General features: G+C 36.8%; 20 protein-coding genes. 12 read left to right on the top strand and 8 right to left on the bottom strand.

The window, feature by feature from the left end:
- Positions 1-105 precede the first annotated feature (105 nt).
- Positions 106-1,296: a phosphoglycerate kinase gene (locus tag F564_RS0105525; RefSeq protein WP_028121740.1), complete on the top strand. Its 1,191-nt coding sequence runs from the start codon at positions 106-108 to the stop codon at positions 1,294-1,296.
- A 222-nt stretch (positions 1,297-1,518) separates the two neighbouring features.
- Here the strand turns inward: F564_RS0105525 and F564_RS0105520 are convergent, their stop codons facing one another.
- From F564_RS0105520 to F564_RS0105490, 6 genes are all read right to left on the bottom strand, one after another.
- Positions 1,519-2,340 (bottom strand): class I SAM-dependent methyltransferase, encoded by an 822-nt coding sequence (locus tag F564_RS0105520; protein WP_028121739.1) that lies wholly within the window; start codon positions 2,338-2,340, stop codon positions 1,519-1,521.
- Positions 2,341-2,433: 93 nt separating this feature from the next.
- Positions 2,434-4,296, bottom strand: coding sequence for a tRNA uridine-5-carboxymethylaminomethyl(34) synthesis enzyme MnmG (mnmG, locus tag F564_RS0105515; protein ID WP_028121738.1), 1,863 nt, complete (start codon positions 4,294-4,296; stop codon positions 2,434-2,436).
- A gap of 164 nt (positions 4,297-4,460) precedes the next feature.
- The gene (gene ybeY, locus F564_RS0105505; protein WP_028121737.1) at positions 4,461-4,877 is read right to left on the bottom strand and encodes an rRNA maturation RNase YbeY; all 417 of its coding nucleotides are present in this window, start codon (positions 4,875-4,877) and stop codon (positions 4,461-4,463) included.
- Positions 4,878-4,881: 4 nt separating this feature from the next.
- Positions 4,882-7,038: a patatin-like phospholipase family protein gene (locus F564_RS0105500; RefSeq protein ID WP_034980844.1), complete on the bottom strand. Its 2,157-nt coding sequence runs from the start codon at positions 7,036-7,038 to the stop codon at positions 4,882-4,884.
- A 1-nt stretch (position 7,039) separates the two neighbouring features.
- Positions 7,040-9,484: a bifunctional UDP-N-acetylmuramoyl-tripeptide:D-alanyl-D-alanine ligase/alanine racemase gene (locus F564_RS0105495; RefSeq protein WP_028121735.1), complete on the bottom strand. Its 2,445-nt coding sequence runs from the start codon at positions 9,482-9,484 to the stop codon at positions 7,040-7,042.
- An 18-nt stretch (positions 9,485-9,502) separates the two neighbouring features.
- Positions 9,503-10,090: a thymidine kinase gene (locus F564_RS0105490; protein ID WP_028121734.1), complete on the bottom strand. Its 588-nt coding sequence runs from the start codon at positions 10,088-10,090 to the stop codon at positions 9,503-9,505.
- A 273-nt stretch (positions 10,091-10,363) separates the two neighbouring features.
- On the opposite strand from F564_RS0105490, the gene F564_RS0105485 reads away from it, so the two are divergent.
- From F564_RS0105485 to F564_RS0105450, 7 genes are all read left to right on the top strand, one after another.
- On the top strand, positions 10,364-11,719 hold the full coding sequence (locus tag F564_RS0105485) for a hypothetical protein (RefSeq protein ID WP_028121733.1): 1,356 nt from the start codon (positions 10,364-10,366) through the stop codon (positions 11,717-11,719).
- Positions 11,720-12,394, top strand: coding sequence for a 16S rRNA (cytidine(1402)-2'-O)-methyltransferase (gene rsmI / locus F564_RS0105480; protein WP_028121732.1), 675 nt, complete (start codon positions 11,720-11,722; stop codon positions 12,392-12,394). It abuts the gene before it with no gap.
- Between the two features lie 2 nt (positions 12,395-12,396).
- On the top strand, positions 12,397-13,221 hold the full coding sequence (locus F564_RS0105475) for an XAC2610-related protein (RefSeq protein ID WP_028121731.1): 825 nt from the start codon (positions 12,397-12,399) through the stop codon (positions 13,219-13,221).
- A 51-nt stretch (positions 13,222-13,272) separates the two neighbouring features.
- A complete protein-coding gene (gene fabG, locus F564_RS0105470; RefSeq protein ID WP_028121730.1) occupies positions 13,273-14,016 on the top strand; it encodes a 3-oxoacyl-[acyl-carrier-protein] reductase in 744 nt (247 codons plus the stop codon).
- A gap of 54 nt (positions 14,017-14,070) precedes the next feature.
- The gene (locus tag F564_RS0105465; RefSeq protein WP_034980840.1) at positions 14,071-14,844 is read left to right on the top strand and encodes a prolipoprotein diacylglyceryl transferase; all 774 of its coding nucleotides are present in this window, start codon (positions 14,071-14,073) and stop codon (positions 14,842-14,844) included.
- 237 nt (positions 14,845-15,081) lie between these two features.
- Positions 15,082-15,318 (top strand): hypothetical protein, encoded by a 237-nt coding sequence (locus tag F564_RS0105455; RefSeq protein ID WP_028121727.1) that lies wholly within the window; start codon positions 15,082-15,084, stop codon positions 15,316-15,318.
- 9 nt (positions 15,319-15,327) lie between these two features.
- Entirely contained in the window at positions 15,328-16,731 is a 1,404-nt protein-coding gene (locus F564_RS0105450) for a radical SAM protein (protein ID WP_028121726.1), read from the top strand.
- A 236-nt stretch (positions 16,732-16,967) separates the two neighbouring features.
- Here F564_RS0105450 and F564_RS0105445 read toward each other — a convergent pair whose 3' ends face one another.
- Positions 16,968-18,008 carry a GMP reductase gene (locus F564_RS0105445; protein ID WP_028121725.1) on the bottom strand — a complete coding sequence of 347 codons (1,041 nt, stop codon included), beginning with the start codon at positions 18,006-18,008 and terminating at the stop codon, positions 16,968-16,970.
- 243 nt (positions 18,009-18,251) lie between these two features.
- Here F564_RS0105445 and F564_RS0105435 point away from each other — a divergent pair, with 243 nt between their 5' ends.
- The 4 genes from F564_RS0105435 to F564_RS18755 all read left to right on the top strand — a co-directional run bounded on the left by F564_RS0105435 (position 18,252) and on the right by F564_RS18755 (position 24,616).
- Positions 18,252-19,454, top strand: a complete 1,203-nt coding sequence (locus F564_RS0105435) for a glycosyltransferase (RefSeq protein ID WP_028121723.1) — start codon at positions 18,252-18,254, stop codon at positions 19,452-19,454.
- Between the two features lie 293 nt (positions 19,455-19,747).
- A complete protein-coding gene (locus tag F564_RS18760; RefSeq protein WP_228373864.1) occupies positions 19,748-20,836 on the top strand; it encodes a DNA cytosine methyltransferase in 1,089 nt (362 codons plus the stop codon).
- A gap of 24 nt (positions 20,837-20,860) precedes the next feature.
- Entirely contained in the window at positions 20,861-22,834 is a 1,974-nt protein-coding gene (locus F564_RS0105425; RefSeq protein WP_028121722.1) for a DUF2075 domain-containing protein, read from the top strand.
- 111 nt (positions 22,835-22,945) lie between these two features.
- Positions 22,946-24,616: an AIPR family protein gene (locus F564_RS18755; protein ID WP_051259572.1), complete on the top strand. Its 1,671-nt coding sequence runs from the start codon at positions 22,946-22,948 to the stop codon at positions 24,614-24,616.
- Between the two features lie 360 nt (positions 24,617-24,976).
- Here F564_RS18755 and F564_RS0105410 read toward each other — a convergent pair.
- The coding region (locus F564_RS0105410) for a transposase (RefSeq protein WP_028121721.1) at positions 24,977-25,169 on the bottom strand (193 nt) is incomplete at its 5' end.

The following is a 25,169-nucleotide window of genomic DNA, read 5'->3' as shown; positions in this document are numbered from 1 at the left end:
TGCAAATTAAATTTTTGAAAGGGAAGAATTAGTTTTAAATTTGTGAAACAAAGAGGGCAGGATTTTTTCTGTTCTTTTTAATAAAAACTTTAAAAATATTATTTAATGAAAACTATAAAAGATTTCGATTTTAAAAACAAAAAAGCCTTAGTACGCGTTGACTTCAATGTTCCTCAGGACGAAAATCTGAAAGTGACGGACAATACCAGAATTGTTTCTGTAAAACCAACTGTTGATAAAATCCTTGCTGATGGCGGTTCTGTAATCCTAATGACGCACCTTGGAAGACCAAAAGGCGAAGTAAACGACAAATATTCTCTTAAAAATATTCTGGATGAAGTTTCTTCAGTTCTTGGCAGAGAAGTGAAATTTGTGGATGAATCAATAGGAGAGAAGGCTGAGCAAGCTTCTGCTGAACTTCAACCTGGTGAAATTCTTTTGTTGGAGAATCTTCGTTTTCATAATGAGGAAGAAAAAGGTGATGAGGCTTTTGCTGAGAAGTTATCAAAATTAGGTGATGCTTATGTGAATGATGCCTTCGGAACTGCACACAGAGCGCACGCTTCTACAGCTGTTATTGCTGAATTTTTTCCTTCTACTAAATTTTTCGGTTTACTGATGGAAAATGAATTAATTGCCATCGATAAAGTTTTAAAATCCGGTGAAAAGCCTGTCACTGCGATACTTGGAGGTTCTAAAGTTTCTACAAAAATTACAATTATAGAAAATATTCTTCCGGCAATTGACAACTTGATTATTGGTGGTGGGATGTCTTTCACCTTCATAAAAGCATTGGGCGGAAAAATTGGAAAGTCTATTGTTGAAGATGATAAATTGAGCCTTGCTCTTGAGATATTGGAGAAAGCAAAAGAACATAATGTAGAAGTTTACCTGCCTACAGATGTCATCATTGCAGATGATTTCAACAATGAAGCGGATAGAAAAGAATGCGACATCAGAGAAATCCCTGAAGATTGGCAAGGTTTGGATGCAGGTCCAAAGTCAAGAGCGATCTTTAATGATGTTTTATTGAATTCTAGAACGATTCTTTGGAATGGCCCGATAGGTGTTTTTGAAATGCCAAATTTTGCAGCTGGAACTATTGCTTTAGGTGAAAGTATTGCTGAAGCTACCAAGCTTGGAGCATTCTCATTAGTAGGAGGTGGAGACAGTGTGGCTTTTGTAAAACAATTTGGATATTCTGACAAAGTAAGCTATGTTTCCACAGGTGGTGGAGCAATGTTGGAAAGTTTGGAAGGTTTGGAACTTCCAGGGGTTGCAGCAATCAATAAATAGTAAGTAATTTTATTTTTAATGATAAAAACCGACGAAGTGATTTGTCGGTTTTATTTTTGCGTGTACCTGAATTATTCCTCAATTGAAATTTTTAAGCGATTCTCAAACAGCTTGGTGTAGAATTATAATTCGACTCAAATTGTAAAAATTTTGTAGTTATCAACAATTTTTGAGCAAAAATGCCAAAAATCGACCTTCATAAAGCGCTCAAAAATCGATCTTCTATCTTTTTTCGATAATATATATCAAACTAGAAAATTCGGTGTTAAAAAGCGCTTTTACGTTAGAAATCGTTCCATGAAGTACTGCTTTGAGCCAAAAAAGCGGAGATTTTTTGTATTTTTCACTCAACATCGAGATATAAAATGAATCGAGTAGAAGCGGTTTGATTTTTCTTAGTTTCCAATCTGGATTTTTAGCAATCAGATTTTCCATTCCGTTTTTTGAAAAATGATAGATGTGCCTTGGTACATCGTAAGCTGCCCAAAATTCCTTGTAATGCTTTGCATCGTAAGAAGTAGGATTTGGGACTGCAATAATTAACAAACCTTTTTCTGTTAATTTGGAATGAAATAGATCCAACATTTCTTTTTGATTTTCGATATGTTCGAAGACGTGCCATAGCGTAATGGCGTCCAGGCTTTGAGGTGCTATTGAACTTATATCATCAATGATTGTAGCTTTGGAAGTCTTACTTTTGGCTGCATTTCTGGCAGCAAAATTTGGTTCATAACCAAAAGTTTCGAAATCATTTTCAATATATTTTGCAAATTCGCCGGCGCCGCATCCGTAATCTAAAACTTTAGAATTCTTTTTTACTCTGTCCAGAAGGATTGTTTTCTTGTACTGAAGGTTGAATGTTTGTAGGAATTTGTACACTTTTTCTTTCAAACTTCCAGTGTCCTGGTGATGCGAAATATATTTTTCACTCTCGTAATATTTTGAAATATTGGACGGGATAGGAGAGGTTTTTAGAACACCTTGTGTGTCGGTATCTATAAGTTCGAATTCCTCCTGCGAAAGAAAATGGTCTTTTATTTTCATATATTAATTAAAAGTTTGAAGTCCAAAATTCATTGTAATCAACTTTAAATCTTGGACTTTTAGTATTAGATGTTCCACGTGGAACATTAGATATTATCTTCCAAGGTAGATGAGTAAAACATTGATATCTGAAGGTGAAACACCACTTATTCTGCCAGCTTGTGCAATAGTAACGGGTTTTACTTTGGTCATTTTCTGTCTCGCTTCTGTAGATAAAGATGCTATTTTGGAATAATCAAAATCTGCTGGGATTTTAAATGTTTCCAAACGGTTGAGTTTAGCCACATTTTCCTTTTCTTTTTCTATGTAACCCTTGTATTTGATGTTGATTTCTGCCTGTTCTCTTACCTCGTCTTTGTAAGTTGCAGTGATATCTTTGATTGCCTGGATTTCTTCTAATTTCTCTAGCGTCATATTCGGGCGTGTTAAGTAATGAGAAGCTCTGTAAGCCTGATCCACTGGTGAAGATTCTATAGATTCTAGTATAGGATTGATTGCACCAGGTTTGATAGAAGTTTCCTTCAAATAAGCTTCCAATTCATCGCTCTTGGTGATTTTTTCCGTCACGTTTATCAATCTTTCCTCTTTCGCTAGACCTAATTTATAAGCCTTTTCGGTTAATCGAATGTCTGCATTGTCTTGTCTTAGGAGTAATCGGTATTCTGCACGGGAGGTGAACATTCTGTAAGGTTCTTCAGTACCTTTTGTTATCAAATCATCTATCAAAACGCCGATGTAAGCCTCATCTCTGTTAAGGATAAACTCACCTCTGTCGTGGACCTTATTGTGTGCATTAATACCAGCCATTAAGCCTTGGCCGGCTGCTTCCTCATAACCAGTCGTTCCGTTGATTTGACCAGCGAAATAAAGGTTTTGTATGAGTTTAGTTTCTAAGGTGTGGTAAAGCTGGGTAGGAGGGAAGTAGTCATACTCTATGGCGTAACCAGGACGGAAAACTTTTACATTTTCAAAGCCTGGAATATGTCTCATCGCTTTGATTTGCACATCTTCCGGAAGAGAAGAACTGAAACCATTTACATAGATTTCCACGGTTTTCCAACCTTCAGGTTCTACGAAGAGCTGATGTCTGTTTCGCTCGGCAAAACGGTTGATTTTATCCTCGATACTTGGACAATATCTTGGTCCTGTACTTTGAATAGTGCCGTTGAACATGGGGCTTCTATCAAAACCTTCACGTAAAATATCGTGTACAGTTTCGTTGGTATAAACGATATGGCAGCTTAATTGTTTGGTTAACTTAGGTGTATCTAAGTAACTAAATTTCTGCGGATTTTCATCACCTTTTTGTTCTTCCATTTTAGAATAATCCAGACTTCTACCGTCTACTCTTGGCGGTGTTCCAGTTTTCATTCTGCCCGATTCGAAACCTACAGAAACCAGTTGTTCTGTAATACCGAATGCTCTTGGTTCGCCCATTCTACCGCCGCCTAATTGTTTGTCTCCAACGTGGATTAGACCATTAAGGAATGTTCCGTTGGTAAGTACAACAGATTTTGATTTGATTTCGATCCCTAGAGAAGTGATCACGCCTACAACCTGATGATTTTCTATAATAAGGCTTTTTACCATATCCTGAAAGAAGTCTAGATTGGGTGTGTTTTCCAATGCGTATCGCCATTCTTCTGCAAATAGCATTCTGTCATTTTGTGTTCTGGGTGACCACATTGCTGGACCTTTAGAAAGATTCAACATCTTAAATTGGATCGCAGATTTGTCTGCAATGATTCCGGAATATCCGCCCATTGCATCTATTTCTCTTACGATCTGTCCTTTTGCAATACCGCCCATTGCCGGGTTGCAGCTCATTTGTCCAATGGTCTGCATATTCATGGTAACCAGAAGGGTTTTAGAACCCAGGTTGGCTGCTGCAGCTGCTGCTTCGCAACCTGCGTGACCTGCACCAACGACGATAACGTCATATGTTTCTGTAATCATTTTATTTATTTAATTGAATGTTCCACGTGAAACATTGTCAAAACTTAATTCAAAAAAATGGAGATGTAATTAGCCCCGATTGCAACGGAAATCCTTTTTGTAAGAAGCGATGGGAAAAACCAAGGACTTGCAAAAAGATTGCAGTGGAAAGCGGGAATAAGCTCCTAAAAATTTGAATACCGATTGATATAAAAATCTTCTTTTTGTCGCATTGTAGATTCGTCCTCGTTTGTTTTGTCCTTGTATCCGCAAAGGTGTAGAATCCCGTGCGCCAAAACTCTTCTAAATTCTGATTCAAAATCCTGGGATAGGGTAGAAGCGTTGTCCAAAATGCGCGGCAAAGATACGAAAATATCTCCCGAAATGGTTTTACCCTTAACATAGTCAAACGTGATGATGTCTGTATAGTAATCGTGCGAGAGATAATCCTGATTTATTTTCAGCAAATAGGCATCATCACAAAAGATGTAATTGATATCACCTGGTCTTTTGTTCTCAGAAATGATCAGATTTTCTAGCCAGTCAGAAGTCTGGGGCTGGATGTCTTTTTTTTCTATATTTTCGAAAAAGTAGTTTATCATAGGTTTAAAACCAATGTCCTAAAATGACACTGAATAGGGCTTTGTGGTTATTAAGAGATTTGCTTAGATTGAGTTTCACCTGACCGAAAGGTGATTTGTAACCTGCCGTTAAGCCGATGGAGCTGTAATTTAATTTAACAGCGTCCTCAAATTTGATAGAGTCGAAAAGATTGGCAAAACTAAAGTTACCTGTCAAAAAATAATTCTTGTTGAATCGCAACTGGAAGTCATTGGAAGCAAGAAAAATATTGTTGTCATTGAGCAGACCAAATTGAAAGCCTGCAAATCTTTTGAAGTTGACGATGTTCTGTTCAAAAATTCCCCCGATTCTGTATTGGTAGAAAGATGGTAATACATCGCCAACAGTGATACCGCCATACAAATTAAGTCGGTATGTGAAAAGTTTGGATATGTAAAAGTTCATTTTGATATCTGCCTTGATCAGGATCGGTTTCTTTTCCAGTTCATCGCTGAAAAGGTCTATGATCTTCCCTTCGGCATTCAGATAGAATCCTTTTGTAGGAAAATCCTTGTCATTCTGTGTATCGCTTTTGAGGAAAATATACGGGTTCATATATTTGGCGTTCTTTTTATCGGCTCCATTTCTGTCACTTTCAAAATAATCATAGCTAAGGCCTCCTCCCATTGCGAATTTATCTTTCCATACAGATTGCAGAAAAATCTCGTTTCTGAACCAATCCCATGATTGTAGTGTATTGTTGTCAGAACTTTTGAGGTCAAAACTCATTCCTGATGAATATAATCCAACGCCCGGGATGTAACCGTTGTCCACAAAATAGTTGAAATAATATCTCGGACTATCACCTACGACTACATCTAATGATAAACTTGAGTTCTGGAATAAGAGTCGCTTAGCAGAATAATTCAGTAGCAATCCGGTTTTGAAAATCTCATCATAATGCAATCCAAGCTTGAGGAAGTGCCTTGTATCATCTTCTGTCACATATAACTTGAGATAGTTGGTATTGTTTTCCTGAATGATGTCGTAATTGAGAAATTTGTAATTGTTGGTTGCATACAGCTTATCCAGCATTTTGTTCACGCTGCCATAGGTCTGCATAGAAGGGATTTTGAGCCCCATTTTTCCACGGATATAGTTCGATCTGTATATTTTGGCATTCTCTACCACGAGGCTGTCTATTTTGTAGACATTAGAGAAAATGGGATTGATGGAAGATCGCACCCTTTCAAAGTTTCTTTTGGGCAGTTCTTTCATGATATCCGCATATTTCAGCGCTTCCACATAACCACTGTCCAGGATTTGACGTTTGTTGTCATAGCTTGTTGATGTGATTCCGGTAAGATCTGGTTTGATGTTGATATCTGTGTATTTGTACTGATTTTTTGTTTCTTTCTGTATGCCAAAGTCAATGACTTGATTTAGAATTGAAATAACACTGTTCAGGTTATCACGCTTTGTTAGTGGCTGATTGAGATCAACACCAATTACAATATCAATCCCTTTATCTTTAAGCGGTTTCGAAGGATAATTGACACTCATAGCGCCATCCACATAAATACTGTCGCCGATTTTAACAGGCTCAAGAAGCGAAGGAAAAGCAGAACTTGCCAAGATTGAGGAAACCAAATCGCCTTTTTCAAAAACCTTCATCTCACCACTTTCAATATTAGTAGCAACGCAGAGGAAAGGAATTGGTAATTTGGAAAAATCATCAATGTTAGAGACGTTCTTCATCAGCTCTTTAAGAAGATAAATATTTCTTTGACCTGTACTAATGGATGATGGGAAAGAAACTTTACCATTTTTAAGTGGGATTGTCAACAGATATTTGTCCACGCTTTTATTAAAAAAACTGGTTTCCTGTCTGGTTTTTGGGTCAGTGATCAAAGAATAGAAATCGGTATCCATCACGATTTTTTCAATGTCTTTGCCCGTATATCCCGATGCATACAGACCGCCGACAATAGCGCCCATACTGGTACCAGAGATATAATCGATCTTGATGCCCAATGAGTCTATCACTTTTAACACACCAACGTGCGAAAATCCCTTGGCACCGCCGCCTGAAAGCGAAAGGCCAATTCGCGGGTTTTTAGGGATGATCAGATTGTCCTTTATCTGTGAATGAACCATCAAATAAGCCAAAAAAGTAACAAGATAAAAGAGTTTCTTAATCATTTTAATTTTTTATATAAATTCTTTTTACTCTAGGAGAAATAGATGTTAAAACTTCATATGTAATGGTATTGCAATAGGTTGCAAATTCTTCCAGTGTGGGATGTGAATTGAAAATCACAACAGAATCGCCCTCCTTTACATTCGCATTATCAACATTGATCATCATCATATCCATACACACATTTCCTACGATGGGACAAAGCGTATTATTGATGCCAACACTTCCTACCTTATTGCCCAACATTCTCGGGATTCCATCTGCGTAACCTACGGGAATTGTCGCAATTTTGGTGTGATGTTCTGCCCTGAATTTTCTACTGTAACCAACAGATTCTCCTTGTTCCACCTCAGAAATTTGAGATACAACTGTCTTGAAACTGACAGAATCCTGAAGTTGCTTTTTGATATTTTTATTAGAAGATTCACCAATCATGCCAATGCCAATTCTTACCATATCATATTGATGCGCAGCGAAATTCGTAATACCAGCTGAGTTCAAAATATGTCTCAAAGGTTGGTAACCAAGTTGATTAATGAGGTACCTTGAATTTTTCTCAAAAATTTTAATCTGATTCAATGTAAATTCTTGTTCATCTGGAACATCAGAAGAAGATAAATGACTGAAAATACTCTGAACTTTAACATCCATCGTATTCAACTTATCAGTTAATTGATCCAATTCAAAATCCTTAAAACCAAGACGATGCATTCCTGTTTCCAGTTTGACGTGAATCGGATATTTCTCCTGATTCCCAGATTTGATCAATTGTTCATAAAACAATTCTAAAACGCGTAAACTGTAGATTTCTGGCTCCAAATTATACGCGATAATGCTGTCGTAGCTGTGTTGTTCGGGATTCATCACAATGATGGGCGTGGTGATTCCTTTCTTTCTCAATTCTACACCTTCATCTGCAAATGCAACACCAAGATAATCAATGTGGTGCAACTGTAGAAATTCGGATATCTCATAGCTGCCCAGTCCATAGGCATTTGCTTTCACCATGGCCATCATTTTAGTTTCTGGTTTTAGCAGTGATTTATGGAAGTTGATGTTATGAAGAATGGCGTTCAGATTGATTTCAAGAACAGTATCGTGTTTTCTGAGTTCTAGGATCTCCTTTACCTTTTCAATCTCAAATTTTCTTGCGCCTTTGAGAAGGATCACTTGATTTTCAATTTCATTAATAGTCTTACTATCAATCAATTGATTTGTATTATTAAAAGTATAAGTTTCAGATGTAAACAGTTCATAAAACGAACTGATTTCTTCGCCAATTAAAAAAACTTTATCGAATTTTTGTTCATTGACTAACTCAGCAACTTCGGAATATAATTCACCCGAATTTTCATTTGAATCAAGAATATCCGTTAGGATCAAAGATTTTTTTGGCTTGTTGTATTCCCCAACAAACTGAAAAGCGATCTTCAAAGAGTCCAAATCCAAATTATATGAATCATTGATAATCAGATTGTTTTTGATGCCTTCTATACTTTCAAGACGCATTTCTATGGCCTTTAGCGCATCAATTTTTTCTTTGATGTCAGAATTGGAGATTTTCAGTTCTTTTAAAATTCCAATAAGAGCCAAAACATTAGTAAGCGTGGCCTCATCTCTTTGACTGATAGGAAGGACGATCACTTCATCAAAATACTGGATCGAAATGTCTTTTTTTCGATCATAAACGTCAGAAATGATATGAATGTCATTATTGTTTTTCAGGCCGTATGATGTTAATTTTTTACTGGCGTATAAGTGCTTGATGGTATGATCTGTCAATGCATTGTCGGCATTGTAAAAGATAACATCAGCATTTTTAAAAAGCTTTAATTTTTCACGGATCAGTTCCTCTTCTGAAGCAAAATTCGCCGAGTGCGCCGAGCCCATATGCGTCAACAAACCAATCTTTGGATGGAAAATATGTTCTTGATTGTCCATTTCCAGAGGTTTGGAAATTCCAACTTCAAAGATTCCCAACTCGTGTTTTTTATCGATTTGAAGTAATGATAAGGGCAAACCGATTTGAGAATTAAAACTCTTCGGACTTTTTACAGTCACGAACTCATTAGCCAGACATTGATACAGCCATTCTTTCAGGATCGTTTTACCATTGCTTCCCGTAATACCAATCGAATTGATATCAGAATGTTCAAAATGGTATTTGGCTAAAGTCTGCAAAAACTGGACACAATTGTCTGTTATGATTTGATTGACAGAAGAATTTTCAATCTGATGTTCAGTAACAATCGTAGCAATTCCCTTTTCGATAACAGAATCAATATATTTCTGACCCGAATTTTTCTTGGTGTTGATGGCAAGAAACGCAGTATGCTTCGTAGAGTAAATCGTTCTACTGTCAAAAGCAATATTTTTGATTTTGATATCACCATTTCCGATCACTTTGGAATTGGTAAGATCTGCAATTTCTTTGATGGTATAATTCATTGTTTGACAAAGAATAAACTATTTATTTTTTTCTAAAACTTCTTCCACAAACACACGTCTGCTCACGGCATCATAAGCTTCCGTTTCGCCCAATTCTACAAGATCTTGCCCAGCAGAAGTTCTCATAGAGTAATTGGCTAAATTACCTGTTCGTCGGCAAATCGCGTGAACTTTGGTCACATATTCCGCGGTTGCCATCAGATTCGGCATTGGTCCAAAAGGTCGTCCCAGGAAATCCATGTCCAAACCGGCAATCACAACTCTTATGCCATTGTTTGCCAATTGATTAGCAACCTCCACAATACTGTCGTCAAAAAACTGAGCTTCATCAATCGCCACCACGTGACAATTGGAACCCAATAAGAGAATCTCTGAAGGACTTTCGACCGCCGTACTTCTGATTTTGTTCTGGTTGTGAGAGACCACGTCTTCGTCAGAATATCGTGTGTCTATTTTCGGCTTGAAGATTTCCACAATTTGACCAGCCATTTCGGCACGGCGAAGCCTTCGGATGAGTTCCTCCGTTTTGCCGGAAAACATCGACCCACAAATAACCTCCATCCAACCACTTTGTTTGGAATGATTGATTGTATTTTCTAAAAACATTATTAATTTAGCAAAAAATTGTTTTAAAATTGTTGTTCCTAACGCAAAGGTAAAAAGTTACTTTCTACAAACACATCGTAAGTCGCAAATGGACACTGGGTTTATCAAACTTTTGCGACTTAAAGCGCATTAATTATAAATAATAGGCGACTTTGCGTTTTAAATTTTACAACATTCATCCAAATAAAATAATTGTAGCAAAACCATTGACAGAACAAAATTGTTCTTAAATTTATAAACATCAAATTTAAGTAAAAATTAATAAGATTTATTATGCAAAACTTGCAACATTCGTACGGAGAAATTTTCGATGATATTAAGATTATTTTGTCAGAATTGTCGAATTCTGACTCTTATGAAAATCTCTTAACCAAGGAAAATCAGCTCAATCAGCTTTATCAAAAATTCTCTTTCTTGAAAATTTCTAATGAATTTGGTTTGTCGTCAACCACTGTTGAAGCTTTAGAAGTGATTGAAAGTCAGGAGACAAACATTGATTCTAATTTGATTGATGTTGAGGAATATAAGGATGGAAGCAAGGTAGAAGAGATTATTGTTGAAGAAAGTGAAGTTCACGATATTTTTGATGATGTTCCGGAGGTGGAAGAGGTTCATTCATTTAAGGACATTGATGCGCAAGAGCATTCTCAGGAAAATGTGATCGACGAAGTTTCTGATTTTGCCGCCATTGAATCAGAAGAAAATCAAGTTGAAGAGGAATTTCAGTCTGAAGAAATTTTAGTTTCAGAAGATGAATCTGTAGCGGAAGTTTCCAGTTTTGATGAAATTGACTCTGACGAAAGTGAATTTGTAGAAGAAGTTTCAAACTTCGCTGAAATCGACTCTGAAGAAGAGCAGATTGAGGAAGAAATTCAAGCTGAAGATTCTCAAATCGTGGAAAAAGAATCTGTTTCGAATTTTAACGAAATTAATTCTGAAGAAAATAAAGTGGAGGAAAAAATTGAAGAAAACGAATTTGTTTCTGAAATCGAGGAACACCTACTGCAAGACAGTTCTCAGAAATTAGAACCAATGCAGGACAGCCAGTTTTCTTTCGCGATGGATAGAGAAGAAATTCAAGCGCCGAAAGAAGATGACTATGAAGCAAGACTTGCAGAAAAGGAAGCCAAGCTAAAAGAGCTTGAAGAAAAAAGAAGACAAATTGTAGAATTGTCCAGAGAAAATACAACAACTCACGAAAAGCCAAAAGAACAGTATCTATCTCAAAATGAGGATCTTCACGATAAGAAATTCAAATTGGCAAATATCAAAGGATTAAAAATTGCCAAATCACTTTTTGATGACGATCATTTGGAAGCTATGGAACAACATCATCCAAAACAAGACTCAGGAAGTCTTTTGAAAAATAATGTGCCGACAGATTATATGGAAGCGCCGAAACCAAAACCAGAATTCAAACTTGATTTGAATGACAGGATTGCGTTTTCTCAGCATCTTTTTGATGGCAGTCAAAGTGAGTTAAATCAAGTGGTTACAGTTCTTAATTCCTTTACCTCTCTTGATAAAGCGCAGGAATTCCTGAGTGATATCTATTACGAAAGAGATTGGAAAAAAGTGGATAGCTATGCGCAGAGATTGTGGACTTTGGTTGAAAATAGATTTTTATAAATGAGTGGAATTTTATATTTCGTACCAACACCAATCGGGAATCTGGAAGATATGACCTTCCGTGCGGTCAAAGTGCTGAAAGAAGTAGATTATATTTTGTGCGAAGACACCAGAACTTCGGGATTTCTTCTGAAGCATTACGAGATTTCAAAACCTTTGAAGTCCTATCATTTGCACAATGAGCATAATATGACGGAGAAAGTCATTAATGATTTGGAAAACGGCCAAACGATTGCGATCATCACGGATGCTGGAACGCCAGGAATTTCTGACCCAGGTTATCTTTTGGCGAAAGCTTGTGCAGATAAAGATTTGGAAATGATATGTTTACCAGGCGCAACAGCCTTTGTTCCGGCGCTTGTAGTTTCAGGATTGCCGAATCACGATTTCTATTTTGCAGGTTTTCTTCCACAGAAAAAAGGACGACAAACCAAACTGAAACAACTGGCAGAAGAGAAGAAAACGATTATTCTTTACGAAAGTCCGCATAAAATCAATACAACTTTGGAACAAATCAAAGAATTCTTTGGCGATGCAACCAAAGTGAGCCTGAGCAGAGAGATTTCCAAAAAATTCGAGGAAACAAAACGCGGCAATATTGATGAGTTGATTGCATTCTCAAAAAGCAAAACTTTGAAAGGCGAGATTGTTTTGATTGTGAATAATTCTATCTAAAGATGAATTTGCTAAGATTCTTTTTTCTGTTGATTCCTACCTTTTTCCTTGCTCAAATTAGCTACGAAGGGAAAATTGGAGATTATCCCGTCGAAATGGTTTTGAATGTTGAAGAGAATTCTACAAATGGAGTTTATATGTATTCAAAATATAATCAACCAATTTCTATCGCAGGAAAACTCAAAAATAGAAATCTTGTTTTGTTTGAATCTAAAGGAAAAACTAAAACAGGAAAATTCGTTTTTGAAAACTTCGAAGACTCAAAAGAAAAATATTTTGGAACTTGGACAAATCTCAAAACGAAAACAAAGCTGAATATCCATTTAAAGAAAAAGGAAAACCAAAAATCTTTCTTGCAGGCTGAAAGTACCAGGCAGTTTTATTTCAGGGGAATTCAGGAAGACGAACAATCTTATCTTCTGATTATCAATAAAAAAGACAATCAGGTTTTTCAAAAAATGAAGATGGAGGAGTGTGGTTTTGATGGCATTTATGACGTTGCGGTGGATGATTATAATTTCGATGGTTACGAGGATTTTTCAAGTTGTACACAATCTTACGCAGGTCCCAATACTAGCAAAACTTATTTTTTATTCGACTCAAAAAAGAACCAATTTTTTGCAAGTGATTTCTACGGAACTTCTTTAGAATTCGATTCTCAAAAAAAGGAAATCATCGAAACCAACCAATGTTGCGCAGGTGCATCCATCATCAAGAATATTTACAAAGTAGAAAAAAATCGGATGAAGTTGGTAAAAGCGCATTGCTATAAATGGAATGATGAGCTTCAAAAACACGTAGAAACGAAACCAAAAGATTGTGAATAATTCTTAAAATACTATTTTTGCCATAACAAATAGAAAATACGATACAACTATATGGGACTATTAGAAGGAAAAGTTGCAATCATCACAGGTGCAACCCGAGGAATCGGAAGAGGAATTGCTGAAGTTTTTGCCAAAGAAGGAGCAAAGATTGCGTTCACTTACGCCGGCTCTGTTGAGAAAGCCAAAGAATTGGAAACAGAATTGAGCAAGACGACTCAAATCAAAGGTTATCAGTCCGATGCGTCAGATTATGATGCTGCTCAAAAATTGGTAGACGATGTTTTGGCAGAATTCGGAGCGATTGATATTTTGGTAAACAACGCCGGAATTACACGTGATAACTTGCTAATGAGAATGTCAAAAGATGATTGGGACACGATCATCAAAGTGAATTTGGACTCCGTTTTCAACCTGACCAAAGCGGTGATCAAACCAATGATGAAAGCAAAATCCGGTTCCATCATCAATATGACTTCCGTGGTTGGCGTAAAAGGAAATGCCGGCCAAGCCAATTATGCCGCTTCCAAGGCTGGTGTTATAGGTTTTACTAAATCTATCGCTTTGGAGTTAGGTTCCAGAAACATCCGTTGCAATGCCATCGCACCTGGTTTTATAGAAACCGAAATGACCGCTGCACTGGACGAAAAAACCGTACAAAGCTGGAGAGACGGGATTCCATTGAAACGTGGCGGACAACCGGAAGATGTAGCCAACGCTTGCGTGTTCTTCGGAAGTAATATGTCATCCTACGTTTCCGGCCAAGTCCTGAATGTAGACGGCGGAATGTTGACTTAATCAAAATTTAAAATAAATAAAATGCAGTGAGAGCTGCATTTTTTGTTTCATCATATGCCAATCCATTTTCCTGTAACTTTTGATTTTTTTGGTAACCAAGTACTCCTGCATCCTGTTTTAGAATCCGTCGGGATTTTTATAGCTATGAGGATGTATTACTTTTTGAAGAGAAAAAGCAAAGACGAAACGACGTTGGTAAATTCCTTATCAATACTCATCGGGGCTACAGCAGGAGCTTTGCTGGGCTCGAAACTAATAGGAAACTTAGAAAATCCAAACCACATTTTTTCGCCCGATTTTACATTTTTAAAGTTCTGGACTTCTAATACAATTGTTGGAGGACTAGCTTTTGGTTTGATAGGTGTAGAACTTGCGAAAAAAATTGTTGTTCATAAAGAAAGTACAGGTGATCTGATGATTTTCCCATTAATTACCGCAATGTGTATAGGAAGAGTCGGCTGTTTTTTTACAGGTGTTTATGAAGAAACGTACGGACTTCCAACCCATTCAATTTTTGGTATGTATTTGGGTGATAATTACTTAAGGCATCCTGTAGCACTCTACGAAATTGTGTTTTTAATTATATTAGGCTTTGTAATTTTCAGGATGAAGGAAACAAAAAAATATGTTTCCGGATTTTTGTTCCAATTTTTTATGCTGAATTATTTTCTGTTTCGTTTTTTTTTAGATTTTATAAAACCGCACGAAAAATTGATTTTAGAATTAGGCACTATTCAGATTGTAAGTCTACTAATGATTTTTTACTATATTTATAAAATTAAAAGATCTGTCACAATGATGAAAAATTTTACCGGAAATTATGGATAATGGTATTTCAATGATTTTATTATTTGGAATAGTGGTTCTAATTATTTTTATAGTAATTAGTATTTTAAGTCTTTTTAATGTTTTAAAAAAGAAAAAAGAAAATTCTACACAATCTATATTTTTGAATTTGTTTGCCGTCTTTTCGCTGGGTGCACTTCTTTTTATCCTGCTGTGCGCACTAGTATTGGGAATGTTGTGTGGATGAAATTGGATAGATATTAAAAAGACAATCCTTGTATGAAACCATTAACCTTTTTAGAAGTCGGAAATTTGGGAGGACTGGTTGCTATGATTATAGGAATTATGGTCGTAGGATCCCTTGTTATATCTTTAGTGATCAGTATGATCATAAAAGCAGTTTATGAATCCAAAGACAATAGAAAATTCACAAGCAAACAGTTTTGGCAGACAGTGCTGATTTCGCTTCTTCTTTGCGGACTGATCAGTGGAATGATGTGTGGCGGAATGTTATAAATAAAAATTATGCCAGTTAGAGATTACACCTACTACGATTATACCATCAGCCTTTGCCCCGAATGTCTGAAGAGAGTTGGGGCCAAAATCATCATCGAAAATGATGCGGTTTTTATGACCAAAAGATGTCCAGATCACGGCTTTTTCAAGACCAAAATTGCGACCGATGTTCCTTATTATAAAAACATCAGAAACTACAACAAAGCTTCGGAAACGCCAGTTCATTTCGGCACAGATGTAGAGTATGGCTGTCCTTATGATTGCGGACTTTGTGTAGATCACGAGCAGCACAGCTGTCTTTCTATCGTAGAAGTCACAGATCGCTGCAATTTGACCTGTCCTACTTGTTATGCAATGTCATCACCGCATTACGGAAGTCACAGAACTCTGGAAGAGATCGAGGCCATGTTTGATACGATTGTCCATAACGAAGGCGAGCCAGATGTGGTACAAATCAGTGGAGGCGAACCTACAATCCATCCGGAATTTTTCAAAATAATGGATATTGCGAAGTCCAAACCCATCAAACATCTGATGCTGAATACCAACGGAATCCGCATTGCCAATGATCCCGGTTTTGCAGAAAAACTCGCTACTTACGCCCCAGAATTTGAAATTTATCTTCAGTTCGATTCTTTCAAACCAGAAGTCTTGGCAGATTTCCGAGGAAAAGATCTGACCAATGTAAGGATGAAAGCCCTGGAAAAACTCAATGAACTGAATCTTTCCACAACGCTCGTCATTGTCCTTCAAAAAGACAAAAACATAGATGAGATTGGAAAAATCATCGCGTTTGCTCTGAAGCAGAAATGCGTCCGAGGTATCACATTTCAGCCAGTGGAGATCGCCGGCAGAAACAGAGACGACTCTGCGCACGAGAAGATTACATTGACGGAAGTTCGTCAGGAGATCCTCAACCAGTTTCCACTTCTGAATGGCGACGATATCATTCCCGTTCCCTGCAATCCGGATTCTTTGGCGATGGGCTATATTCTGAAATTAGAAAACGAAATTATTCCTTTGACGAGATACATCAATCCAGCCGATCTTCTCAACAACGAAACCAAAAACACCATCGTTTACGAGCAAGATAAAGGCGTTCAGATGCAGCTGTTGGATATCTTCAGCACAGGAATTTCAGTAGATAAGGTTCAGCCAAAAGTTAATCAGTTATTGTGTTGTCTTCCAGAGGTTTCTGCGCCCAATCTGGACTATGACAATCTGTTCCGGATCATCATTATGAATTTTATGGACGCGCACGATTTCGATGTCCGGGCGGTCAAAAAATCCTGCGTTCACATCGTCAACAAAGACCTGAAAATGATCCCTTTCGAGACGATGAATCTGTTCTACAGAGACGATCAGATCAAACATCTGGAAGAACTGAGGAAAGATGATAAAGTTTTATTTTAAGGATTTTAGGAGCATCAAGATTCGAGTTCTTTTCAACAGTCCAACCCGCTATCCGCTGTATCTTTTTTGCCATTGCGACAGGCGCGAAGTGATCCATTCAACTTTTACCCAATCGCAATGCCAAAAAAGGATGCCGCTACTATCGGGGCTATGTTGAGGTTTTTCTACCATCTTTCACGCAAAAAAAACCGTCTCACAAAAAAAGGAGATGACTTTCTTCATTTATTGAAGTGAAATTATCCGCCAAAAACCTGATTTTCCTGCTCCTGAACTCGTATAAAAGTTGTTCTCTTGGAAAGTTCTTTCAGTTTTGAAGCGCCAACATAAGTACAAGTTGATCTTACACCACCTAGAATATCTTTCACAGTATCAGAAACGGGACCTTTGTAGGCTACTTTCACGGTTTTCCCTTCGGAAGCGCGGTATTCTGCAACGCCGCCGGCATGTTTATCCATTGCAGTTTGAGAACTCATTCCGTAGAATAATCTGAAAGTTTTGCCATTTTCCTCCACAATTTCGCCGCCACTTTCGTCGTGTCCGGCAAACATACCGCCGAGCATTACAAAATCTGAACCACCACCAAAGGCTTTTGCCACATCGCCAGGAACTTTGCAGCCGCCGTCGCCAATGATCTGTCCGCCCAGTCCGTGCGCTGCATCTGCACATTCTATGATGGCAGAAAGCTGTGGATAGCCAACGCCGGTTTTTACACGCGTGGTACAAACCGAGCCTGGCCCAATTCCCACTTTGATGATGTCGGCTCCTGCCAAAATCAATTCTTCCACCATTTCGCCGGTGACAACGTTTCCTGCGATGATGATTTTATCTGGGAAATGCTCTCTGGCCTTCTTTACAAATTGAACAAAATGCTCAGAATAGCCGTTGGCAACGTCTATGCAAAGAAACTGGATCTTTGGATTGGCATCCAGAATGGTTTGTATTTTTTCTTCGTCCGTTTTTCCTGTTCCGGTGCTGAGCGCGATGTATTGGTAGAATTCATCTGATCTTCCGCTCAGGAATTGGTTCCATTGTTCTACAGAATAATGCTTGTGAATGGCTGTAATTATTTTTTCTTTGGACAGGGCTTCTGCCATTTCGAAAGTTCCCACAGTGTCCATGTTGGCAGCAATCAATGGAACGCCGCTCCATTTTTTCTGGGTGTGCAGAAAAGTGAATTCTCTTTCTATCGTTACTTCTGACCGGGATTTGAGTGTGGATCGTTTTGGACGAAACATCACATCTTTGAACCCTAACTTGATTTCGTTTTCTATTCGCATACTTCAAAATTAATGTAATTTTTTTTGAAAAAGGCGGTGTTTTGGCTTAAAAATTTGATTTGAGACCAAACCTTGTTCTGATGTTGAGTCTGCAGCCCGACCTGAGTGGAGCTCATTTTTTTATTGCGATTGTGGGAATGTTCATTTTGGTGTCTCATCTTGTTCGCCATAAAAAAATAGCGGGAACGGAGGGCGGAAAAAGCTGCCCAACCTATTCAAATAAGAATTTCTATTTTTGTTTCTGTGAAACATCTTGTTATTATCGGTCTCGTGATTCCCGAGCCAGCTTCTACTGCGGCTGGCCATCGGATGATGCAGTTGATCCGGCTTTTTTCTGAAAACGATTACAGTATTACTTTTTTGACGGCTTCTCATAATGTGGAATTTTCTGAGAAGATAGCGGTTGAAAAAATTGAAATTAACAATGAGCGTTTTGATGAAAAGATCAGAGATCTGAAGCCTGATGTGGTTCTTTTTGACCGTTATGTGACCGAGGAACAATTTGGCTGGCGTGTGTCTGAAAACTGTCCGGACGCTGTGAAAATTATCGATACAGAAGATCTTCATTTTCTGAGAGAAGCGAGAAGGAAAGCTTTTGTTGAAAAGAGAACTGCTGAGAAGCGAGATTTGATTAATGGTGTTTTTGTGCGAGAAATGGCGGCCATTCTGCGTTGTGATCTGTCCCTGATTATTTCGGAATTCGAATTTGGACTGTTGGTCAATGATTTTAAGATCGATCCTAATCTGTTGTTTTATATTCCTTTTCTGACCGATCATTTTGAGGAAAGCAAAACACCATTCGAGGATAGAAAACATTTTGTCAGCATCGGAAACTTCCTGCACGAACCAAATTGGCAGACGGTGGTGAAATTGAAACAGATTTGGAAATCCATCAAAAAGAAACTTCCGGAAGCCGAACTTCATATTTATGGCGCTTATGCGGGCCAAAAGGTGTTGGAACTCAATAACGAGAAAGAAAGTTTTCTGGTGAAGGGAAGAGCGGATTCTGTGGAAGAGCTCTTTCGCAGATATAAGGTTTTGCTGGCGCCTATTCCTTTTGGTGCGGGCTTGAAGGGAAAACTCTGGGAAAGTATGAAGTTTGGATTGCCCAATGTTACAAGCTCAATTGGTGCAGAAGCGATGCACGGCGGTTTGCCCTGGAATGGATTTGTAACTGATTCTGACGCGGAGTTTGTCCAGAGGGCTGTTGATCTTTATCAGGAAGAAAATCTTTGGGATCAGGCGCAGGAAAACGGCTATGAGATTGTGGATTCGGTTTTTAGAAAAGATCTGTTCGCGAAATCTTTCATCAATAAAGTCTGGGAAATTTCTGAAAACCTGGATCATCATAGAACCGAAAATCATCTTGGGAAAATCCTTCAGCACCATCAACTGAATTCGACAAAATATATGAGCCGCTGGATTGAGGAAAAGAATAAGAAATAAGCGACTAAGGGCAATCAGGTCAAAGGTTTAAATAGGGTGGTGATTTTGGTATACTGATTTTAAATGATCTTGTTTTCGGAAGATTACGTATGTCTATCAGTCATTTATACTTAAATTTTGTTTTTACGGAAACCCGTATTTTTTAATAAATGACTATGCCTAACTTTACCGAAGGAAAGTATTTCAATCATTATATAGATTTTATGATTAATAAAATTATGGAATCTGTATTTTTGAAAACAGTAAACTAGGATATAGCATCGTAATGGATGCTGATTTCACAAAATATTTTTATGCCAAAAATAAAATTCATCGACTTATTTGCAGGTGCTGGCGGACTCTCGGAAGGGTTTGTGAAAGCAGGTTTTACGCCTGTTGCACACGTGGAAATGAATAAAGATGCTTGCGATACTTTAAGAACACGAACCGCTTTTCATTGGTTGAAAGAGAAAGGTCGGGAGGAAGAATATTATGATTACCTGAAAGGAACAATCACCAGAGACGAACTTTGGAATAAAATCCCAGATCATCTCATAAAATCGGTCATCAATAAAGAAATTTCTGAAGACACTTTGCCCATAATTTTTGAGCAAATTGATGCAGAATTGGGGACAAAGAAAGTCGATTTAGTGATTGGAGGTCCGCCTTGCCAAGCGTATTCTGTAGCGGGAAGAGTGAGAAAAGATATGACGAATGACCCACGAAACCACTTATACAAACATTATGTTGAGTTTTTGAAAAAGTACCAACCCAAAATGTTTGTCTTTGAAAACGTGCCTGGAATTCTTTCTGCCAAAAATGGTGAGTATTTACAATTGATTTTTGATGCAGTACGAGAGGCAGGATATAAACTGGATAAACAGGTTTTAAACGCAAGAGATTTTGGAGTATTGCAAGACAGGAAAAGAGTTATTATTATCGGTTGGCGAAATGATTTGAATTTAGAATATCCAGAGTTTAAAAAAATGGAAATGCAGTTTCAGATCGCAAAACATCTTTTTTCGGACTTACCTAAAATTAAAAGTGGACAAGGAAATTGGGGTGTATCAAAATATACAAAACGAACCAATGAATACTTAGAATTTTCTGGAATTCGCAAGGAAATTGATTTTACTACACAACACATTTCTCGTTTTAATAACGAAAACGATCTGGAGATTTACAGAATTGCTGTTGATAAATGGGTTAACCAAGGTAAACGCTTAAACTATGGGGAATTACCAGAACGTCTTATAAAACATAATAATGTGAAAACTTTTACCAACCGTTTTCAAGTTGTGAATCACGAAGGTGTTTCGCATACCGTGGTGGCACATATTTGTGCAGATGGACATTATTATATACATCCAGATATTCATCAAAACCGCTCGATAGCTGCTTAACATAAATTTATTTTTACCTTTATTATGCTCAATTATTACTACTCGGACTCCATCCATAATTTTATTCAAAAGTCTTTACCTACTATAATTGGAGAAATTTCAGTAAACGGACGATTGGGACATATTAACACAGAACTTTTTGCTTGGGAATTTCAGATTAATTTACTACAAGAAATTCTTGCAGATTACGAAGGCCAGTTATTCTTCGAGTTTTCGATCCCTAGAATGGGAAAGAGAGTTGATTGTTTATTAATAATCAAAAATATAGTTTTTATAATTGAGTTTAAAGTTGGCGAAAAAGAATTTTTAAATCACAATATTGAACAAGTATGGGATTATGCTTTAGATTTGAAGAACTTTCACCAACCAAGTCATCAATTACTTCTTGTTCCCGTTTTAGTAGCTACACAAGCTAATTCTTCTAATATTGAAATCATCAGCAACAGCCATCAAGATAATCTTGTAAATCCATTAAGAACAAATGCGGTAGATTTAAAAAAGACAATAGATTTAGTTTTGAATTTCTTTTCTTCAAATGACTTTGTCGATAGTGATAAGTATGTTAATGGAAGTTATTCACCAACACCGACTATTATTGAAGCAGCAGTTAGTTTATATAATAATCACAATGTTGAAAATATCACAAGAAGCGATGCTGATGCAAAGAATTTAAGAATAACTACAGGTTACATATCTGAAACAATTGAATTTGCAAAAAATAATGGCAAAAAAATTATATGTTTTGTCACTGGAGTTCCTGGCGCTGGTAAAACTCTTGTTGGATTAAAAGTAGCTGCGGAACACTTAGATAAAGAAAAAGGAAATTCAAGCGTTTTTCTTTCAGGAAACAAACCGTTAGTTGATATTTTACAAGAAGCGCTTACTAGAGATAGAGTAATTCAGGAAAAGCTGAAAGGAAATAAAATAATAAAAAAACAAGTAAGAGAAAGTGTAAAAACATTTATTCAAATCATTCACCATTATAGAGACGAATATTTAAGAGATCAAAAGGCGCCATACGATCACGTTGCAATTTTTGATGAGGCTCAACGAGCTTGGACCAAAGAACAAACAGTGAAGTTTATGCAACAGAAAAAAGGAATTTATGATTTTCAATATTCTGAGCCTGAATTTTTAATTTCTTGTTTAAATAGGCACGAGGATTGGGCGGTTGTAATTTGTCTTGTTGGGGGAGGGCAAGAAATTAATACTGGGGAAGCAGGAATTTCAGAATGGCTTAATGCTGTCAAAAACAAATTTCCATATTGGGAAACTCGTATTTCTCCAAATCTTTTCGATCACGAATATTCAGCACAATCAGCAATTGAATTATTGAGTCAATCGAACTCGATTGTTTATAACCCGGATTTGCATCTTTCTGTTTCAATGCGCTCTTTTCGAGCAGAGCACTTATCAAAACTTGTAAAGCAAATCCTTGACATTGACCAAGATGCGAAACAAACATTAATTGAACTTCAGGATAAATACCCCGTCATTTTAACGCGAGATTTAATCAAAGCAAAAAAATGGTTGAAAGAAAAAGCCAGGGGTTCTGAACGATATGGATTAGTAGTTTCATCACAAGCTTATCGCTTAAAGCCTTTAGCTATCGATGTAAAATCACAAATTAATCACGTAAATTGGTTTTTAGATGGTAAAGATGACATTAGATCAAGCTATTTCTTAGAAGATGTTGCAACAGAGTTCCAAGTACAAGGGCTTGAATTGGACTGGGCTTGCGTAATTTGGGATGGGGATTTAAGGTATGTTAATAATGAATGGAAATCTTACTCTTTTGTCGGAAGCAAATGGCAAAATATTCATAAAGAAGTAAGAAAAAAATATCTTCTCAACGCTTATCGTGTTTTGTTGACAAGGGCGCGACAAGGAATGATCATCGTGATCCCTGAAGGTAATACGGAAGATCATACGAGACATCCTGATTTTTATGATCCCACTTTTGAGTATTTGAGAAGTATTGGATTTAAAACTATATAGTTATAACAAACCATTGAACAAAATCCCAAACCCACCAAGATATAATTCCAAAAGCATTAATTCCAAACAAAGAAAATTTTAAATTATTTATAAGCTATTTTAATTGGATGGATGCAAAAGTCTCGTCTTTTCTATTTAAATAACGTCTTTTCTAACGAATTACTAGAAAGCAACGTTCGTGCATTTCTCGGTCAGGCTGGAAAATTTAATAAGGGAATTCGGGATACTATTCGTACAAAACCGCAAATGTTTTTGCCTTACAACAACGGAATCACTGCAACCGCCGAAAGCGTTGAAACAAAATCTGTAGACGGGCAACTGGTTATCACAAGACTGAATGATTTTCAAATCGTGAATGGCGGACAAACTACGGCTTCGCTTTATCACACGCAGAAAAAATACAAAGAAGCAGATTTGAGCAAAATTTTTGTTCAGATGAAACTCACGGTTATCAAAGACAAAGAGCAGAAAAACATTGAAGTTCCCAATATTTCACGCTTTGCAAATAGTCAAAATAAAGTTTCCGAATTGGATTTGTCTTCCAATAATCCATATTTTGCACAAATAGAAAATCTTTCTAGAAAGAAATATGTAGTAAATCCGGAAAATAAAAACCAATCATTGCTTTGGTTTTTTGAACGTGCAAACGGACAATACCGAGAAACGCTAAACAAACAAACACCAAGTCTGCAGAAAAAATTCAAGGAACAAAATCCTTCTCATCTTAAATTTGTAAAGTCAGACGTTGCTAAGTTTATTAATCTTTGGGAATTGGAGCCGCATTTTGTGTCGCAAGGTTCGCAGAAAAATTTCATTCATTTCACTAAAAAAATTAATATTTTAGTAAGTAAAAATAAGTTGCCTGGCGAAAATCTCTACAAAAAATTGATTGCCAATGCCATTTTATTCAAGTCGATAGATAAATTATTCGGACGCAAAAATGTAGATGCCATAGGCGATACCAACTTAAAATCATTTGCCGTTGCTTACACACTTTCCTATTTTCATTATTTGACAGATAATCGATTGGATTTATGGAAAATCTATGAACACCAAAAAATAGATGATGCACTGACGAATCATTTCAAAAAGCTTTTAGTTTTTGTGTACGATCATTTGGTAAAAGAGGCCAACAACAGTTTGATTTCCGAATATGCCAAAAGAGAATCTTCTTGGAACAAACTGAAAGAATCGCCTTACAGTGAAGATGTACAGGAAGTTGTAGCAACCTATTTAATTTCTAGCGAAGAAAAAGAAAACCGAGAAAATGAAAAGGAAATTGACACTAATAATGAAAAAAACCGTCTTTTCATCATCAGTGAAATTCACAAGTTTGGATTGAAATTCTGGGATGGCTTTTGTATTTATCTAGCCAAATATTCGCTTGAAGATTTTAGTAGACATTCGGTGGAAGAAGTTTTAAAGGCTATTCAGAAAAATAAAAATCTATTGCCTCGAGATATTACTGTCGGCAAAAAAGTGATTCAGTATGTTGCCGAAAATCCTTCGTTTTTAGAGGAAACAAAAGCTTTATCTAAATTTGAAAACCAAGAATCTGTAGAAATTAAATTTATGTTTGATAGATTAAAACTCCTTTCAAAAGACGATTGGAAAAAAATAATCGACTTGGCCAATCAAACCAGAATTTTCACCATACCGGAATTGGGCAATGTAAAATCAATACAATTAGTCTTGGCGAAAAATGACCAAATAAAAGAGCAATCTTTGATGAAAGCTTTTGAGTCTTTGTTGAAGCTGAAGAAGTTTGGGATAAAAGTGTAGGTATAGATGTCTAGAAATTTGACTTTTTCAATGCTTTTGCGCACTTTTTAAAGAGGTTTTTACGACCCCATTTAATACGTGATTCCCGACCTAATTATGAAGAGTGATGGATAAGGATTGCGGAGCAGAAACCATCAGAAAAGAAAGAGGTTTATTGCTCGCATCAATGTCATCCTACATCTTAAAGGAGCTAAACCTTTGATATTAGACTTTGCTATATCTAATACAAATACTATTTTAATAGAATTCATTTGTAAGAGAATTGATGAGGCTAACAATGGTGTTCCTTTTTTGTATGCCTTTTAAATGTAAAAATGATTGGAAATGGAAATTTCAGGGATCAATCCCAAAACTTGGGGACTAAGCAAAAAGTTTATACAACCTGAACAGGAAAAATGCTTTATCGCGTACACCTCTTAATTGTAATCTGAAGTTTTTTATTTTAGCATTGAATGACTCGGCGGAAGCATTGGTACTTCTTCTCTCAAAATAATTGAGAATGTCTTTGTAATGGATCATTATGGTTTTCCTGAGTACTGAGAAAGATTTAAAT

It is taken from the genome of Epilithonimonas tenax DSM 16811 (assembly GCF_000428485.1).
GTDB classification, from domain to species: Bacteria; Bacteroidota; Bacteroidia; order Flavobacteriales; family Weeksellaceae; genus Epilithonimonas; species Epilithonimonas tenax.
Note: the sequence above shows the minus strand (reverse complement) of the source record. Positions and strands in the feature narration are given on the sequence as shown.